Source organism: Micromonospora sp. NPDC049366, assembly GCF_044466625.1.
Classification (GTDB): domain Bacteria; phylum Actinomycetota; class Actinomycetes; order Mycobacteriales; family Micromonosporaceae; genus Micromonospora.
Genome location: NZ_JBITMV010000017.1, coordinates 163,577 through 181,315 on the forward strand (window position 1 = coordinate 163,577; position 17,739 = coordinate 181,315).

Below are 17,739 nucleotides of genomic sequence, written 5' to 3' on the forward strand. Positions count from 1 at the left end.
GCAGTAGTCGATCGTCGGTGGTCGGTGGTCGATCGTCGGTGGTCGGTCGTCGGTGGTCGGTGGGCTGCCCCGGATATGGGGCAGCTCGACAGGACGTACATCCATGTCCCTGTCCTGGGGTGGAGTCGGCCGCCGGGCGGCGGGTGCGGACCGGCGTGGTTCAGCCGGGTGGCAGGTCGCGCAGCACGACCCGCAGCGGGTGGGGCGCGTCGGCGGCGACGTCCGTGAAGACGGTGAGGAAGCGGGCGTACTGGCCGGCGGGCTCGTCGGCCAGTAGTTCGTCGGCGTTGTCCACGCGCAGGGTCAGCGGCGCGGCGGCGAGCCGGTCGCGCAGCACGTCGGCGAGCGCGTCCCAGTTGTGGCCGAAGTGGGGCGGCAGCGCGAGCGCCTCGGCGAGGGCCGTGAAGAAGCCGTCGCGGGTGCGGGTCGCGGCGCCGTCGAGTGGCACCATCGCGGGATCGGCGGGATCGGCGGGATCATCCGCGGCGGAGCGGCCGACCGTCAGCCAAACGCTCGACGGATCGTCGTCCTGGTCGGACATCGAGATCTCCTCGGCCGCCGGCGCGGGAACGCCGGACGGCTGGTCGGTGCCGGCGCGGGAACGCCGGGCAGCTGGTCCGCGCCGGTCGCGGGCGCGGGTGCCGGGGGTCGGGTGTCGGCGTCGGGCGTCGCCACCCGGCCCCCGGCGGGGCGGTCAGAGGCGGTAGAAGTCCCCGTAGTGGTTCGGCGAGAACCAGGTGACCCCGGTGCTCTTGTTCACCACGATCCGGTACGCGTCGCGGGCGGCGCCGGACTGACGCGGGTACACGTCGTACTCGTAGTAGGTGGCGTTGGCCGGTAGCTGCCCCTCGTAGTTGTAGAACCGGCCACCCGCGAAGTTGGAGAGGCCGCCGCTCCAGCTGTACCAGCCGCGGCTGGTCGGGAAGCCCTTGGCGGACCAGCCGGATCGGGCCGTACGCGCGTCCGCGCAGCGGCTGATGGTGCAGGAGCTGTAGACGGCCGCGGAGGCCGAGTCGGTCAGCGTGGGCGCCACCACGGACGGGCCGACGAGCGCGGCGGCGACCATGGCGACGAGCAGGGCGAGGGTGGCGGTGAGCCGGCGGGTCGCGCCGAGCGTCGAGGACGGGGATGCGAGGGTGGACATGCTGCCTCCAGACCGTACCGAGACATCGATCCAAGTCACTGTTGGACCGGGATCATTCTGTCCCGGAGCCGGTGATCGCGACAGGGCTTCCGCCCTAACTGCTCCACAATGTCCGGTGAACGGTCGAGCGGGAGAAACGCGAGCAGCGCGATCGACACGAAGACGTAGCCGTTGCCACCGACGAAGCCGGCCACGCTGCCCGGATCGTTGGCGAAGACCCAGACGAGACCGCTGGACAGCACCACGTACCCGGCGAGGCCCGCGTGCAGCCGGCGACGGGCGACCCGGTCGGCCGGCGGCCACGGCAGCGTCGACGCGGCGACCACCACCAACGCCGGCACCAGCCACACCAGGTGGTGGACCCAGGTGATCGGGCTGACCAGGCACGCGGTGATCCCGGTCAGCGCGAAGCCGGCCCGCTCGTCCCCGGCCCGGACGGCCCGGCGGGAGCGCACGACCCACACCGCCAGCGTGACGGCGACCAGCACCAGCCACAGCCGCCGGTCCGGGTGGTCCCGGTCGAGCCGGGCGACCAGGCCGAGCAGCGACTGGTTCGACACGTACGCGAGCTTGCCGATCCGCTCGGTGTCCCAGAGCGCCTCCGTGAAAAAGGTGCGTGAGGCGTCCGGGGCGACGACGGCGGCGAACGCGGTGGCGACGGCCGAGGCGCCGGTGGCGGTGGCCGCCGCGCGCCGACGTCGGGTGACGAGCAGGTAGCCGATGAAGATCGCAGGAGTGAGCTTGATGGCCGCAGCCAGTCCGATGCCGATCCCCGCCGCCCGGTTGCCGCGCTCCAGCAGCCACAGGTCCAGATAGACGAGGGCAACGAGCAGCAGGTTGACCTGACCGAAACTGATCGTGTCCCGCACGGGGTTCAGCCCGGCCAGCAGCAGGGCGGCGAGCGCGAACGCGTACCACCGGCTCCACCCCGCCCACCGCGCCAGCGGGTCCACCAGCAGCACCAGCAGGAACACCGTCGCCGCCGCGGTGAGCGCCAGGTGCGCCACGATCGTGGGATACCAGGCCAGCGCCGCCATCGGCAGCATGCTGACCGCGGCGAACGGCGGGTAGGTGAACCCGTACCCGTTCCACGTCACCCACTCGTAGAGGTCGCCGCCGCGCGCCCAGTAGCCCACCGCGCCGTGGTAGACCCCGACGTCGAACCAGCCCCGATGGCCGGGCAGCACCGCGATGAGCACCCCGAGCAGCGCCGCCAGCCCGGTCACGAGGAGCGCGCGGCGCAGGGTGCCGCGTCCCACCCCGACGGTGCCGGGTCGCGCGGTGCTCACCGGATCACCGGCACCGGCACGGGCCGCACCGCGACGGTGAGCAGCCGCAGCCAGCCGACCGCGACCAGGCCGACCAGCACCCCGGCGGCGGCGAGCAGCGCCTGCGTCCCGTCGGGTCCGAAGCCGCTGGGCAGGGCCACGAACGCCAGCACCACCGCCCCGCACGCCGCCGCAGGGCGCACCCACGCGCTCGGCGCCGCCCGGCCCGCCGGCGCCCGTGCCGGCCACGTGTCCGGCGCGGCCGCCGCGATGAGGACCAGCCCCCACAGGGCGTACCAGGGCCGGGTCGCCGGGCCGAGCAGCGCCACCGCCACCAGGGCCAACCCCGACGCGTACGCGGGCCCGAGCCGCCGTCGCCACCACCACGCCGCCCCGGCGGAGACGAGCGCGGCGACCAGCCCGAGGGCGAGGCACAGCCGCATCGGGCCGTCACCCAGATCCAGCCCGAGCGCGGCGGCCAGCCGGGTCGCCCCGCGGCCGAGGGCGCTCGACAGCGACCAGCTGTGCCGGTAGACCGGGGTGCCGAGGGCGCCGACCCAGCCGTACCCGATGCCGGTGGCCCAGGTGACCGCGGCGGCCGTGCCCGCCGCGAACCCGGCGGTGCGGGCCAGCGCGGCCCGACGCCCGGCGTGCCGGGTGGCTAGTGACACCACCACGAGCAGACCGACCACCGCCGGGGCCTTCACCAGCGCGGCCAGGGTGACGAGCACGGTGGCCACCTCGAACCGACGGTCGAAGGCGAGGCAGAGCCCGGCGACCAGGAGCCCCAGCATCACCGCCTCGTTGTGCGCGCCGGCGATCAGGTGCAGCGGCACCAGCGGGTTGAGCACCCCGAGCCACAACGCGGCGCCGGGGTCGACCCCGCAGTGCCGGGCCAGCCGGGGCAGGTAGGTGACCAGCAGGGCCACCCCGGCCAACGCCACCAGGCGCAGCCCGAGCACACCGAGCACCAGCTTGCCGCCGGTCAGCGCCGACACCGCGGCGGCGATGGCGAGGAACACCGGCCCGTACGGCGCGGGCGTCTGCTGCCACATCAGCGGCACCTCGGCGGCGAGCCGACCGCCCAGCGCCGCCACCCCGTGCCGGTAGACGTCGATGTCGGCGAGCACCATCGCGCCCTGCGCGAGATAGCTGTACGCGTCCCGGCTGAACAGGGGCGGGCAGAGCAGCAGCGGCCCCGCCCAGCAGGCCAGGGTGAGCGCCGTGGACCGCCGGTCGAGCCGTCCCGCCCCGGGCCCCGCCGCGACCCGGCGCGTCCGGCGCAGGTCCCGGCCCGCCCACCACCAGGCGACGGCGAGCAGGGTCAGGCCGGCGTACCCACAGAGCAACGCCGGACCCGCGAGGTGTCGCAACGCGCTCCACCACGACGCCTGGGTGCCCATCGGCAGCGCGCCCGCGGCCAGGCCGGCACCGGCGAGAAGTGTGGCGCCCGCGCCGCCGAGCAGCCGGTATCCGTGGACGGTGGGCAGTCTGCGCACCCAGGCAGGATGTCGTCCGCAGCTGACCGGCAGACGGCCACCCGACGATCGTCACGCGACGCGGTGGTGTCACGTCGGCGTGGCGGCGGGAGGATCGGCTACCCGTTGTTAGCGTGGGATCGCGGAGCGGGGAGGGATTCATGACGGACGGCCCCGACGCGGACCCGACAGCCACCGGCCGCTGGCGTCAGCGAGGACTACGTGGCCTGACCTCCACCCGGGACCGGAGTGTCCGGGTGGCTCGCTGGCTGCGACACCACTGGGAGCGGCTCGCCGACTCGCTGCAGGACGAGACACCCGCGCGACCGGACCCCACCCCGCCCCCGCCCGACCCGCTCGTGGAGCAGCGCGACGCGCCCCGGCTGATCAGCGTGCCGGCCAAGGGCTACGTCTACAACTTCCACCTACGCGCCACGTTCACCTGGTCGTCGACGCCGAGCCTGCGCGCCGAGACGCTCAGCTGGTACGCCGGCTACTTCATGCCGCACGCGATCCACCGGCTGACCCGCCTCGCCACCGACGCCGCCCGGGACATCGCCCCGCAGCGCGCCGCCGAGTTGGAGACCCACCTGCAACGGGTCCTCGCCGCGCAATCGCCGTGGTCCTACCCACGCGGCGCTGTCCGGGTCACCTGCGAGCCGGACGTCGCGGTCCGCCTGGACGACCGGATCAGACAGTCGCTCCAGCCGCACGTGGACCGACTGGTCACACTGGACTGCGAGCTCGACGAACACCTGCGACAGGCGAGGCACGCGGAACGGCTCAGCGGACGGTGGGCGGCGATCCTGAACGCGCGGCGGGGCGGCGACGACACCGACCGCGACAGCGACACCGATGAGGAGTTGGCGGAGGCACGGCGGCACATGCTCGACCGGCAGCGGGCCGCCGCACGGTGGATCGACGAGCTGCTCGCGCACCGCCACCGCCCACACCCCGGCCCCCTACCGCCTCCCAGCACCGAGGCCCCGCCCGCCGCCGACGAGTCCCAGTCGACCGCGCCACCGCCACCCACGGCGCCCCAACCGACGGCACCACCGGCACCCCAAACGACGGCACCACCGGAGCCCCAACCGACGGCACCGCCCGCGCCGACCGTGCCACCCCAGCCGACCGGCGACCGCTGACCATCGCCCGCCTGCGCCCGGTCAGCCGCCGTGCCACATCGGAGCGCTGCGGCTGACCGTCCGCGCGACGATCCGCGGGTCGGCGAGGAGGACGGCGAGCCGCCGGGACAGCGCGACGGCGAGCGGGCCCAGCGTCTGGTGGCTGATCAACGCGTGGCAGGCCTGCAGCCCCATCTCGGCCAGCTCACGTCGGCCGAACTCGACTCCGCGGCGGTGCCGTCGCCGGTCGGCCAGGGCCACGCGGATCCGGTGCAGCAGCACGGCCCGCTCGTCCGTGACCCGGCGCATCACCTCGACCGACCAGCGCCAGGTCTCGGCGGCGGTGAGCAGGTCGTCGTCGTCCGGCAGGTAGTCGGCCAGCAGCAGCTCCTCGTGGCACACCCGCAGGGCGGACGCGGGATCGCCCCGGTCGGTGAGCAGCCGAGCGAGCAGCCCCGCCGCGATCGGCGGCAGCCGGTCGGCCGGCTCGTCGTCGGCGTCCGCCGCGCCGCGCTGACGCAGCAGGGCCAGCGCGGCGTCGGTGTCGCCGCCCGCGAGGTGCAGGACGGCCAGCAGACCGTCGGTGCCGGCCCCCGGCTCGGCCCGGCGCAGGTCCCGGACCGCGGCGACCAGCTCCGCGAGCGGCGCGTCGTCGGCGATCAGACGGGCGACCCGGTGCCGCTGCTCACCGACCCGGTCGCCGTCGGCGGGACGGATCGTCGGGTCTGCCGGCGGGGCGGGCGGCGGCACCAGGGTCAGCAGCTCCGCCGCCCGGGTCCACTCGCCGGCCGCCGCGCCCGCGAGCAGCGCCTTGCGCAACGCGGCCACGGTCAGGTCGTCGGCGTGTCCGATGCTCACCGACCGGAACCGCGTGATGCCGGCGAACACCCCGAACGCCTCGGTCCAGTAGCCGGCCCGCGCCAGTTCGACGCCGAAGTCCTCACGCAGTCGGCTCCCCCGCCGCCCGGCCGCCGACCCGCTGGCGAGGCGGCTCTGCAGCCGCGCGTGCCGGAACCGGTAGCCGCCGGCTCCCTGCCGCAGCAGGCCCACCGCCTCGGCGTACGCCAGGAAGGCGAGCAGCCGGTGCGGGGTGCGTCCGCGGGTGGCGAGCGCGGCCCGGGCCACCGCGAAGCGAAGCCACGCCCCGCCGCCGTCGCGCAGCAGCCACCACCCCAGGCCGAGGCCCGTCCCCGCGTAGAGCAGCGCCGCCAGGGGCGGTGTCCCGGTGAGCACCCCGGCCAGGCGCAGCAGGCCCGCGAGGACGAGCACCCGCAGCACGGCGATCGCGCAGCTCGACAGGGCGAGGGCGACGGTGGCCGCGCGGTCCGCCTCGACGGTCTCGGCCACGCTGGTCGCTCCGAGATCGGCGGGTGCCGAGACGTCGACGCGAAGCCCGACGCGGACGATTCGGTACGCCCACCACAGCACGCCCGCCAGCACCGCCGCCCTGGCCGGGTCGGACCAGGGCGGCAGCCCCGGCACGGCGTCCAGCAGCCCGACCAGCTGCCTGCTCGGCGACGCGATCCCGGACAGCAGCGCGTACGTCAGGAAGGCCAGGAGCATTCCGCCGACCAGCCCGTTGACGAGTCCCACGCGGAAGGCTCGACCTCCGCCGACGTACGCGATCCGGCGCGGTTGGGCCGTACCATCGCCGCGGGCGAGCGCGACGGCCGCGCCCGCGACGAAGGCCGCGAGCGTCAGGCCACCGGTCCCGTCGGCGAGCACGTCGAGGAGGTTCCCGGTGGCCGGGTCGGTAACCAGGGCGGCGACCGCGGTGAGCGCGTCCCGGGAGAGCGTCGACGCCAGCCACACCGCCAGGGCGGTCCGGAGACCCGCGACGACCGCCCAGAAGGATCCGGGCAGCGCGGCCGGCAGCTGCCACCAGCGGAACTCGCGGACGTCCAGTGACTCCAGGTGCGCGGCCAGGGTGCCCAGGTATTCGCGGGCCCTGACCGGATCCCAGCGGCGCAGGCCCTGCCCGCCCCGGCGGGACCGCAGGGCGGCGTCCACCGCCCGGGTGAGCAGGTCGTCCTCGACGGTGCGGCGGCGCCGCTGTCGGGCGACCGGCAGGAGGTCGCGTGGGTCGGTGCCCGGCTGGTCGAAGGCGCTGCGGGCCATCGTCACCATCAGCGGGGTGGAGAGCGCCCCGGTCAGGTGCGGTTCGGCGCCGAGGGCGGCGGCCACCGTCGCCCAGTTGTCGACCTGGTGGTAGGGGGCCGCGTCCACCAGGTAGTCGGCGACCTCGGCGGGTGCCGGCGGCGCCAGCAGGACCACGGCCGTGCCGCGCAGCTTCTCCCCCTGCGTCAGGTAGCGCTCGTAGACGGAGGTTCGGCAGGTGAGGACGAACCGCTGCGTCGGCAACGCGTTCAGCTCCTCGATGCAGGCGACGAGCCGCTCGTCGGGCACCTCGTCGAGCCCGTCGAGGACGGGGATGACCAGGCCGGTCTCGACGAGGTCGCGCAGGACGGCGCCGCGGCGGGGATGCGCGGCGGCGAGGCGCGGGTACCGGCGGCCGATCCGGTCGACCAGCCAGTCCGGGAGGGTCTCCCGGTCCGGGTCCCACGAGTCGGCCGGCAGGAGCACCGGGATCGGCTCGTCCGGTTCCCGGTGCACCGGCAGCTGCCGGGCCATTCGCAACGCGATGACCGACTTGCCGGAGCCGGGTGGCCCCAGCAGCAGCAGTCGTCCCGAGGGCACCGACCGGTAGCAGCTCCACAGTGCGCCGTCCCGCCCGGACAGGTCGATCGGGGTCGCCTCGCTGGACCGGCCGATCGCCCGCCACGAGGGGAGAAGTCGGTCCGGCGCGGTGTGCCAGCGCACGGGCAGCGGGTACGGCTCATCGACGGCGCGCAGCAGTGCCTCGTCCGTGGGGTCGCGACGGATCAGTTCGGCCAACTCGTCGGCGGCCGCCCGGCGCTGCGCCCCGGCCGCGGCGAGATCCGCCGGCTGGGGACGGAACACCTGGTCCAGCAGCAGGTAGAGCCCGATGAACCCGGCGACCACCCCCCAGGTCCAGTTGACCTTCTCGAAGTCGTACCGCCACCAGACCCAGGCGGAGCCGCCCGCCGCGAGCGCCGCCACGACGGCGAGCAGGCCCCACTTCCACATCCGACGCCGCACGGCCCGATTGTGATCGCTGCCGGCCAGCCGCGCCGCCCCCCACACCGGTCGCCGACCGGCCGGTGCCACGACTATGGCGCGATGGGTGCCGCCGACCAATGCCATGCCAGCTCCAGGCTGCAGAGATCACCGGCCCGGGCAGGGCGTCCGGGCCGGTGATGCGGCGGGTCAGCGTGCGCTGACCGTCTCCGCCGGACGGGTCTCCTCGGCCGCCGCGGACTCGCCGGGGAGGCCTTCGGGGCCGGTGTTCGCCCGGCCGACGGCCGGCAGCAGCCGGTCCAGCCACCCCGGCAGCCACCAGTTGGCCCGGCCGAAGAGCATCATCGTCGCCGGCACCAGGACCAGCCGGACGATCGTGGCGTCCAGGGCGACGGCGGTGGCCAACCCGACGCCGATCATCTTCGTGACGATGTCGGCGTTCGTCATGAAGCCGGCGAACACCACCACCATGATCAGTGCCGCGGCGGTGATGGTCCGGGCGGTGGCGGCCAGACCGTGTACCACGCTCTGGAACGGTTCCCCGGTGGCCAGCCACTCCTCCCTGACCCGGGAGAGCAGGAAAACCTCGTAATCCATGGAGAGCCCGAACAGGACAGCGAAGAGCAGCAGCGGAACCCAGGTCGAGACCGGCACCGGATGGTCGACCCCGAGCAACTGGCTGCCCCAGCCCCACTGGAAGACCGCCGTCAGCACGCCGTACGCGGCGGCGACGCTGAGCAGGTTGACCAGCGCGGCCTTGATCGGCACCAGGACGCTGCGAAACACGATGGTCAGCAGGATCAGCGACAGGCCGACCACCACGCCGACCACCAGCCACAGCCGTTCGGCCAGCAGGTCGGCGATGTCGACGAATACGGCGGTCACCCCGGTGATCTCCGCGCCGGCCGGCAACACGTCGGCGCGTAGCTGGTTCACCAGCTCACCGGAGCGTTCGTCCTGCGGGCTGAACTGCAACTGCACGGTCAGCACGGCCGCCGTGGCGTCGGGTGCCACCAGCGGTTCGGAGACCATCGCCACGCCCGGCACCGCCGCGATCTGGTCTCGCAGCGCCGGCACGGACTCCTGCGGTACTTCGGTCAGGTCCATGGCCACCACGAGCGGGGCGTACGCGCCGGGTCCGAATTCGGCGGCGATGAGGTCGTACGCCCGGCGGACCGTGTTCTCGGTGGGCTGGCTGCCCGCGTCCTGCGGCCAGGTCCGCATGGTCAGTGCGGGGGCACCGAGCAGTAGCAGGACCGCCAGGGCGAGCAGGGCCCAACCGGCGGGACGTCGGCCCACCCGCTGCGCCCAGCGGGCGGTCATCGGTGGCCGCTGCGGCTCGGTGGCTCTCTCGGCGGGTCGACGGCGAATGATCCGCCGGCCGCTGAGCACGCACAGCGCCGGTACCAGGGTGATCGCCGCGGTCATCACCGTCGCCACGACGATCGCGGTGGCGTACCCGTAGGTGCGGTAGGCGGCGAGACCGGAGAAGAGCAACCCGAACAGGGACATCAACACGATCGCGCCGGCCACGAGAATCGACCGGCCGGCGGTCGCGGTGGCCCGCACCGCCGCAGCCCGTGGCTCCAGTCCGGCACGCAGGCCTTCGACGTGTCGGGTCACCAGCAGCAGGGCGTAGTCGATGCCGACGCCCAGGCCGACCATCGCGGCGGCGGCTGGCGCGGTGGTGCCGATGTCGGTGAGCGCGGCCAGCAGCAGGATTCCCGACGAACCGATGCCGAGTCCGATCAGCGCGGCGATGATCGGCAATCCGGCCGCCACCACCGACCCGAAGGCGATGATCAGGATGACGAGTGCGACCAGCACGCCGATCAGCTCGCCGGTGTGGCTGGCGGACTTCTCGCCCTCTGGAACCTGACCTGCGTACTCCACCCGATGGCCCGCATCTCGCGCCGGTCCGGTGGCCGTACGCAGCTGGTCCATGGCGTCGGCCTCGAGGTCGGTCACGGGAACGGTGTAGCGGACGTCGATGATCGCGGTGTCGCCGTCGGCGGAGAGCTGAGCCGGGCCGCTGACGCCGACCCGGTCCACCGTGCCCAGCGCGTCGGCCACCCGGTCCAGCAACGCCGGATCCAGCTTTCCGCCGTCCGGGTCGTGCACCACCACCCGTGCCTCGGTGCCGGACAGGTCGGGGAACCGCTCCCGGAGCAGGTCCGTGCCGGCCTGTGACGAGGTGCCGGGCACGTCGTAGTCGTCGCGGGGCGTGCCGCCCACTGTGCCGGCCAGGCCGAGTGCCAGCACCAGGACGGCGACCCAGGCGGTCAGGGTCAGCCAGGGGCGCGCGACGGACATCGCCCCGATCCGGGACAGCAGTCGGTTCACCTCAGGACCTTCCAAGATGGGTCCACCGGCGCATGCGCCCCAGCCAGCATGTCTAAAGTCGAGTTCAACCTCACGCCCTTGCGAACGGGTTTCGGCCGGGTCTGTTCACCGACTTGCGCCGAATTGGCGTGACGTCGTTCACGCCAACCTGCCGTCGCGGAGACCCGTGGTGGCGGCTGCGCGCTCGTCGTGCCGAATTGCCGCAAACCGTGCTGGTGAGAGACTCACCAGCCGTGCGAGTGCCGTGCGACATCGCCCCGGGCGACACGGCCTGGTCTCAGCGCCCGTTGGAAAGGGATCCGATGGTGACCACGCGCGCCCACTCGGGTGGGTGGTCCGGCCGGTAGTCGCCGTCCGCCTCGTCCCACCTGGCGGCTCGTTGGAACAGCCCGACGACGGTCCGGGCCGGCGGCCGCGCCGCGGGCCAGGGCGTCTGCCCGTCGGTCAGCGCCACGATGACGTCCGGGCGTGGGCTCTGCCGGACCGCGCGGGCGAAACCCGCACGCAGGTCCGTACCCCCACCGCCGATCAACGCGATGTCCTCGGCCTGACACAGTGGGCGTACGGTCCGGGCCGCCGCGTCGCACGGCAGCACGGTGACCAGGTCGCGGCGGCCGCCCACGGCCCGAGAGATCGCGGCGACCTCGAGCAGGGCACTGCCCAGTTCGGCGTCGCTGACCGAGCCGGAGGTGTCGATGATGACGCAGACCGTCGGGGGTCGGCGCCGCAGCGCCGGAAGGACGATGCCGGGTGTGCCGGCGGAGCGTCTCGACGGCCGGCCGTAGGTGTAGTCCTCGCCCACGCCGGGCGCGGAGACCGCCGAGCGGACCGCCGCGCCCAGGAGTTCCCGCCAGGGCTGCGGCGGGTGGAACGCCTGTTCCGCCCATCGGCGCCAGCCCTGGGGGACGTTTCCCGGTCGGCCGCTGATGCCCTCGGCCACCCGGAACCGCACCGCGTCCCGTTCCTGCGCGCTGAGGGCGTGCGCGCCGTCGGATCCGAGGTCCCACTCCCGCTTCAGCCCGTCGGCGCCGCTGCCGCAGTCCAACCAGGCCAGATGCTGGGTACGCGGGCCGAGCCGGAACAGCCGCAGGTAGTCCTCCATGAGCTGTCCCGCGGGCAGCAGCAGGGAGTCGGGATCGACGGCACCGTCGGGGCGGACCAGCCCATCGCCGAAGATGTCGTCGTTGATCTCGCAGTCGGCGGCGATGTTCATCCGCAGCCGCTCCCCCGGCCCAGTCAGCCCGCGTTCCCGCGCGACCCGGTCGCCGCGCCCGTGGTGGTCGCGGAGCAGGTGTGAGACCTCGTGCACCCAGACTCCGGCGAGCTCCTCCACCGGTGTGCGGTCCACGAACGCCGGCGAGACATAACACCGCCAGTGCGGGTCGACCCCCATCGTGGGTACCTGCCGTGACTCGACGACGTGCAGGGCGAACAGCGCTGTCGCGAGGTAGGGCCGGGCTCGGGCGGCGTGCAGTCGGGCGGTGAAGAGTTTGTCCCGGTCCAGGGAGCCGGCGTGGTCGGTGCTCAACGGGCGGCCCCCGCGGCGGCGGCGATCCGGGTCGCCGTCTGGTCGGCCCGTCGGGACAGGGACACCGCCCCAGCCAGCCGCTCGATCGACGCGGGGACGTCCCAGTCCTCCTGACGCAGCCGGGCGAGGGTGGAGGCGGGGACGACCACCAGGTCCGGGGCGCCTGTCTCGAGCGCCCGGACCAGCAGGGCCCAGGCCGCATCCCAGCGGCGGCGATCCGGTCGTTGGCGTACGGCCTCCACCACGCCGTCCAGGACGGCCTGGCGTAGGTCGCCGCGCTCGGGCAGGGCGGCGGCGGCCGGGTCGGCGAGCAGCACCTCCGGGTCGGGAAGGTCCATCCGGTCGAGGCTGGCCAGCAGCTCCAACCCCGGGCCGTCGCCCACGGCACCTCTGACCAGCATCGACAGGACCTCCCGGGTGGTGTCGGCCGCGGTGGCGAAGGCGATCAGACGAAGGGTCATCTCCCAGCTGCGCGGCGACGGCCACGGACCACCACGGCCGGCTTCGTTGGTGGGCATCCGGTGCACGAGCCCCGGGCGGGCCGCCAGCAGGCCGCACACGGCGCGGCGGGCGAAGGTGACGGCCTCCGACAGCCGTTCCGGGTCGAGCTGAGGCAGTGCCGCCCGGGGCCAGGTCCCGCCCAGACCGCGTACGACGACGTCGTGGTCGTGGGTCCACTGCAGGTGGACGAAGCGGTTGGCCAGCGGCGGGCTCAGCTCCCAGCCGTCGGCGGCCGAGGATCGCGGGTTGGCGGCGGCCACGATCCGGACCTCGGCCGGTAGGCGCAAGCTGCCGATGCGCCGTTCCAGCACGAGACGCAGCAGTGCGGCCTGCACGGCCGGCGGGGCGGTGGACAGTTCGTCCAGGAACAGCAGTCCGCGGCCGGCGCGTACCAGGCGCACAGCCCAGTCGGGCGGGGCCATCGGCACGCCCTGGAGGGCCGGGTCGTCGCCGACGACCGGCAGCCCCGCGAAGTCGGATGGCTCGTGGACACTGGCGATCACGGTCGTGAGCGGCAGGTTCAGCGACGCGGCGAGCTGCGTCAGCGCGGCGGTCTTGCCGATTCCCGGCTCGCCCCACAGCAGGACCGGCAGGTCGGCGGCCACGGCCAGGGTCAGCGCCTCCAGTTGCGGGTTGGCGCGGGTCTCGGTGGCGGTGTCGGACAACAGCGCGACCAGGTCGGCGGCAACGTCGAGCTGCGACGCGGGGGCGGTGTCGAGCGAGGTACGGGCGGAGAGCATCTGCGATCACCTTTGAGTCGTGTCAGGCCGGCGTGGAAGCCGGACGAAGAATTGAGGGCCCGCTGGTCAGCGGGTGATCGCGTGACGGGGGTGGGAGCGACCACGCTTGGGCCGTACGTCACGGCAGGGTGGATTGGGCGTGTGTCCGGTCAGCCCGGCCCGGTACAGCCCGAACGTGATCCGCCGCTGCGCGGCGGTTTCCAGTTCGTCGCGCAGGTTGCCGTCGCGTAGCAGCGCGTCGGGTCCGAGCAGCGCCTCGACGGTGGCCAGGGCTCCGGCCACGTCGCCGTGGTCCAGGCGGGCGCGGATGTCGGGAAGGCACTCCGGTCGGCGGTGTGCCTCGTCGATCGCCTGTAGGCAGGGCAGCGGGGTGCCGGTCAGCGCGGCCAGCAGCTCCTCCCGGCGGATCTCCGCCGGTTCGTGGTCGAGGGGTGTGAGCACGCCGTCGACCAGGCCGATGCGGTGCCGGGCTCCCCGGCAGGCCACGAGGCGTGGCGCTGCTGCCGGGTCCGGGGACGGCCGAGGGCCGGCCGCCCGGTGACCGGGCATCAGCGCGGCGGCCACCAGCGGGTGGAGTTGGTGGACCTCGATCAGCCCGTGCCGCAGCAGTTCCAGGTCAGGTGCCGTCCAGGTCGCCGCGTCGGGCAGCACCGGGAGCCCGGCGACCCGACCGGCCCGCGACGCTCCGGCGATCCGTGCGCTGGGCGGCCGAGGACCCGGCCCCGCCGCGGCGATGTCCAGGAGCAGACGACGTCGAGGGCCGAGACGCACCGCCACGCCGCCGCTGGTCCGGCCTTCGGCACGGAGCAGGAGCGCCGCTTCGGCGGCCCACCGGTGCACCGCGTAACCGCCTTCCCGCAGCGCGTTCCACGAGGGATCCGGGCACGTGGCGGTGGCGGCTTCGAGGGGCGGCTGCCGGGCACCCGACCGGCTCCGGAGCTCGTCGGATCGTCGTACGTCCCACAGGTGACGGTGCAGGTCGAGGCGGTACCGACGGTCGGGGTGCGGACGCGGTCGGGCTTGGCTGCCCTCGTCACGGGACCCGGTCCACAATGTCAGGCTGACTCGTTGTCCCGCGTCCGCCCAGGCCGGTGGCGTCCGGACCACCAGATGCACCGGCTCGGCATCGTCGTGTTCGGTCGGGCCGTACGAGGCCAGTGCGAGGGTCAGGCCCGGACGCAACAGGCCGTCGGGCGCGATCCTCGGCAGATGCCAGCGCAACAGGTCCGGCGCGAGGTGCCGGAGATCAGCCCGCAGCCGGGCGGCCAGCTCACGGCCGTGGTCGCGGGTGACGGCGCGCAGGTCGAGGTCGACGTCGACGCGAGCGGCGGCGCACGCTCCGGCCCAGTCACCGACGTGACGACGAGCGGTCGCGGCTTCGATCATGGAGGGCGGCACGGCGTATTCGCGTACCTGCCGCCAGAGGGAGAGGCGAGAATCCGCGTTCGCGGCCGGAGAGCGCATCAGCACTCACCTTGCACGAACCGGACCCCCAATCTGAGAGAAGGATTCATCGCGGCAGAGCGTAGCGTCCCGGCCTGAGCCGCGCCAGGCCGTTGCCGCGCGGGTCACGCCTCGGGGTCGCGATCGCCGGACGTGGCCCGCCCGATCGGCGGGGAGGGCACCTCCGACGGCCGTCCCCGGCTCCGTAGCGCGTCGAGGATCGCGACCAGGGCCAGCACTCCGGCCACGACGTTCAGCCCGAGCATCGGCGCCCCGTAGGCCATCGCCGGTGTGAGCAGCAGGAGGGCCACGATTCCGATCACCCGGGATCGGGAGACCCGGCCGAAGGTCTCGTGCTCCAGCCGCACCCGGGCGAGCAGGAAGAGCACCGGACCACCGACCACGAACAGCAGCCACGTGGGTCGCGGCGGCCCGAACGGATCGTCGATCACCAGGTCGTAGCCGACCGAGGTGACGAGCACGCTGAGCACGATCAGCAGATGGGTCCGCTCCAACGCCGTGCCCAGCCGGCCGGGCATGCCTGCCCGGCCCAACGCGTCGGTCAGCAGCAGACCGGCACGGTAGAAGTAGATCCGCCAGAGCAACGCGCTGGTGGCGAACGCGACCGCGAAGGCGGCTGCCCGCTCCACGGAGTAGTCGGTGCCGCCGAAGACGACGCCGATGACCAGTATCGACTCGCCGAGCGCGATGAGGAACATCTGCTGGTAACGGTCGGCGAGGTGCGTCCCCGCGACGCGCCAGCGGTGCACCGCCGAGGCCCCGAGCCACGGCACCGGCCAGCCCAGAGCCCAGGCGAGGTAGTCGACGGCGACGGCAGCGGCCCACAGCGGCGGGAGAAGTCGTTCCGGGCCCAGCGCGCCGGCCAGCCAGAGCGGCGTGCTCGCGACAGCCCACGTGGCGAGCCGGATCGGCACCAGCCGCCGGGGATGGCCACGCAGCGCGGCCGCGACGACCAGCGGCCGCACCACCGTCACCGTCAGGTACGCGGCCGCGAACGCCGGCGCGCGCTCCTCCATGGCCCGTGGCAGCGTCACCGCCATGACCAGGCCGGCGAGCATGGTGCCGACCACGACGGCCTGGATGATCGATCGCTCCGGTTCGTAGCGACTGGTGATCCAGGTGGTGTGCGACCAGACCAGCCAGAGCGCCATGAAAAGCAGCAGGGTACGACCGAACCCTGTGACGAGCGTCCAGCCGGTGTCGTCACCCAGGTCGGCGAAGCGGTGCGAGACCTGGGTCAGCGCGACGACGAAGGCCAGGTCGAAGAAGAGCTCCAGGAACGTCGCGCGGCCCGAACTCGTGGGAGGACGCAGCAGGTCGGCACCGTGTCGCGCCGCCATCGTCCGCCTCCGTCCGCCCCCTTGTCGCACCAACGAGCCCGCCGCCGACGAGTTGCGTCCGCCGTCGGCGGCCTCCCACGGTCGGTACCTACAGTCGGGCCATGAGCGACAGCGGCATACGGGCCGTCTACCCCGGCAGCTTCGATCCCTTCACCGAAGGACATCTGGATGTGCTGGATCGGGCACGCCGGCTCTTCGACGAGGTGGTCGTGCTCGTCGCGGTCAACAGCGGCAAGCATCCGGACACCGACGAGGAGGAGCGCGCGGCCGCCGTCCGGGCCATCGTGCCCGCCGAGTGGACCTCCGTGACCGTGGCGGCCTGGCGCGGCTTGACCGCCACCTACTGCCGCCGCCATGGCGTTGAGGTGATCGTCCGCGGCGTGCGCAACACCACCGACCTCCAGGCCGAGCACCGGCTCGCCGCGATGAACCAGTCGCTGGGTGTCCCCACCGTGTTTCTGCCCGCGCAGCCCGCACTCGCCGCGGTGTCGTCGACCGCGGTGCGCGAAGCGCGCCCGGGTTGATGATCCGGAACCTTGTTCCGTATAGTTGTGGAACAGGGTTCCGTTTGTCTCGGAGGGAGACACATCATGGCCGTCCTGGTCACCGGGGGTACGGGTTTCATCGGGTCGCACACCGTTCGGGCGCTGCTCGACCAGGGCGAGGAGTGCGTGCTGGTGCAGCGCCGCGCCACCGGGCTGCCGCCCGTCCTCGCCGACACCAAGGTCGCGATCGAGCGGGGTGACGTCACCGACCTGTCGGACCTGCTCGCCCTCGGCGCCCGCCACAAGATCACGGGGATCGTCCACCTGGCCGGCTCCATGCCCTGGCCCGTCGGGGCCGACGCGCCGGTCCCCGCCACCCGCGAGGCGCTCGGCGGCCTGCTCAACATCTTCCAGGTCGCCGAGGAGTGGGGCGTACGGCGGGTGGGTGTCGCCAGCACCATCGGCGTCTACCACGGCGCTCCCGGAACCGGCGCCCTGCGGGAGGACCTGCCGCTGCCGATGAACTCCTTCCACGTCATCCCCACCTTCAAGAAGATCGGTGAACTGCTCGACGACTGGCTGGCCGAGGCCACCGGTCTCGACGTCGTCAACTACCGAATCTCCGGCACCTGGGGTCCGGGCGGTCACGAGGACCCGTTCTTCCCGGCGCCCGCCCTCGTGCACGCCGCCGCCCGCGGCACCGATCTCGACCTGTCGTCGCAGGCCGGGACGCCGTACGCCGAGGACGCCCTCGACCTGTGCTACGTGAAGGACACCGGGCGCGCGATCGCCCTGTTGCACCTGGCCGACAAGCTGCGCCACCGCACCTACAACGTGGCCTCCGGCCGGGCCACCTCGAACGCGGACGGCTACGTCCCCGAGTACGACACCGAGCGCGCCGCCGCCGACTACATCGCCTGGCTGCGCGCGGGAAACGACCGCTGACGGGCGCGCAACTCCGGGGGGGCCTCGACACGGCGACGGCCGGCCGCGAGCGCTGGGCGGGTGACTGGATTGTGAGGAGCAGTCGACGCAGACGGCATCGCCCTGATATCGGTCGCCGCTGCCTCAACCCAACCTGCCGACCCGGCTCGCCGTTGACGCCCGCCGTCGCGGCTTGCCCGCGAGTAACTTCTGGGGGCTAGTTGCATCCTGTTGGTGCTGGTCGGCGAGGGTTGACGGGGCTCGTGGTGGGGTCCGGCCGCTGGCCGCGCCTGTGTTGATC

General features: G+C 73.7%; 13 protein-coding genes. 3 read left to right on the forward strand and 10 right to left on the reverse strand.

From position 1 onward, the window contains the following. Positions 1–160: 160 nt before the first annotated feature. The 4 genes from ACIBTV_RS23915 to mptB form a co-directional block, all read right to left on the reverse strand. Entirely contained in the window at positions 161–541 is a 381-nt protein-coding gene (locus tag ACIBTV_RS23915) for a barstar family protein (RefSeq protein WP_396708223.1), read from the reverse strand. Between the two features lie 153 nt (positions 542–694). After that, on the reverse strand, positions 695–1,144 hold the full coding sequence (locus ACIBTV_RS23920; RefSeq protein ID WP_396708225.1) for a ribonuclease domain-containing protein: 450 nt from the start codon (positions 1,142–1,144) through the stop codon (positions 695–697). 35 nt (positions 1,145–1,179) lie between these two features. Further along, positions 1,180–2,433 carry a glycosyltransferase 87 family protein gene (locus ACIBTV_RS23925; RefSeq protein ID WP_396708226.1) on the reverse strand — a complete coding sequence of 418 codons (1,254 nt, stop codon included), beginning with the start codon at positions 2,431–2,433 and terminating at the stop codon, positions 1,180–1,182. Continuing rightward, a complete protein-coding gene (gene mptB / locus ACIBTV_RS23930; RefSeq protein ID WP_396708228.1) occupies positions 2,430–3,911 on the reverse strand; it encodes a polyprenol phosphomannose-dependent alpha 1,6 mannosyltransferase MptB in 1,482 nt (493 codons plus the stop codon). The genes ACIBTV_RS23925 and mptB overlap by 4 nt, the downstream gene beginning before the upstream one ends. A 140-nt stretch (positions 3,912–4,051) precedes the next feature. Here mptB and ACIBTV_RS23935 point away from each other — a divergent pair, with 140 nt between their 5' ends. Next, positions 4,052–5,035 carry a hypothetical protein gene (locus tag ACIBTV_RS23935; RefSeq protein ID WP_396708230.1) on the forward strand — a complete coding sequence of 328 codons (984 nt, stop codon included), beginning with the start codon at positions 4,052–4,054 and terminating at the stop codon, positions 5,033–5,035. 21 nt (positions 5,036–5,056) lie between these two features. On the opposite strand, the gene ACIBTV_RS23940 is transcribed toward ACIBTV_RS23935, so the two are convergent. From ACIBTV_RS23940 to ACIBTV_RS23965, 6 genes are all read right to left on the reverse strand, one after another. Next, entirely contained in the window at positions 5,057–8,134 is a 3,078-nt protein-coding gene (locus ACIBTV_RS23940; protein ID WP_396708232.1) for an NACHT domain-containing protein, read from the reverse strand. Positions 8,135–8,302: 168 nt separating this feature from the next. Then, entirely contained in the window at positions 8,303–10,456 is a 2,154-nt protein-coding gene (locus tag ACIBTV_RS23945; protein ID WP_396708234.1) for an MMPL family transporter, read from the reverse strand. A gap of 277 nt (positions 10,457–10,733) precedes the next feature. Next, the gene (locus tag ACIBTV_RS23950; RefSeq protein ID WP_396708236.1) at positions 10,734–11,984 is read right to left on the reverse strand and encodes a VWA-like domain-containing protein; all 1,251 of its coding nucleotides are present in this window, start codon (positions 11,982–11,984) and stop codon (positions 10,734–10,736) included. Then, complete coding sequence (locus ACIBTV_RS23955) at positions 11,981–13,225, reverse strand: AAA family ATPase (protein ID WP_396708238.1); 1,245 nt, start codon at positions 13,223–13,225, stop codon at positions 11,981–11,983. The genes ACIBTV_RS23950 and ACIBTV_RS23955 overlap by 4 nt, the downstream gene beginning before the upstream one ends. A 66-nt stretch (positions 13,226–13,291) precedes the next feature. After that, a complete protein-coding gene (locus ACIBTV_RS23960) occupies positions 13,292–14,689 on the reverse strand; it encodes a hypothetical protein (protein WP_396708240.1) in 1,398 nt (465 codons plus the stop codon). Between the two features lie 104 nt (positions 14,690–14,793). Next, entirely contained in the window at positions 14,794–16,029 is a 1,236-nt protein-coding gene (locus ACIBTV_RS23965) for a low temperature requirement protein A (RefSeq protein WP_396708242.1), read from the reverse strand. A gap of 101 nt (positions 16,030–16,130) precedes the next feature. Here ACIBTV_RS23965 and coaD point away from each other — a divergent pair, with 101 nt between their 5' ends. Continuing rightward, entirely contained in the window at positions 16,131–16,553 is a 423-nt protein-coding gene (gene coaD, locus ACIBTV_RS23970) for a pantetheine-phosphate adenylyltransferase (RefSeq protein ID WP_396708244.1), read from the forward strand. 66 nt (positions 16,554–16,619) lie between these two features. Then, on the forward strand, positions 16,620–17,459 hold the full coding sequence (locus tag ACIBTV_RS23975; RefSeq protein WP_396708245.1) for an NAD-dependent epimerase/dehydratase family protein: 840 nt from the start codon (positions 16,620–16,622) through the stop codon (positions 17,457–17,459). The last annotated feature ends 280 nt before the right edge of the window (positions 17,460–17,739 follow it).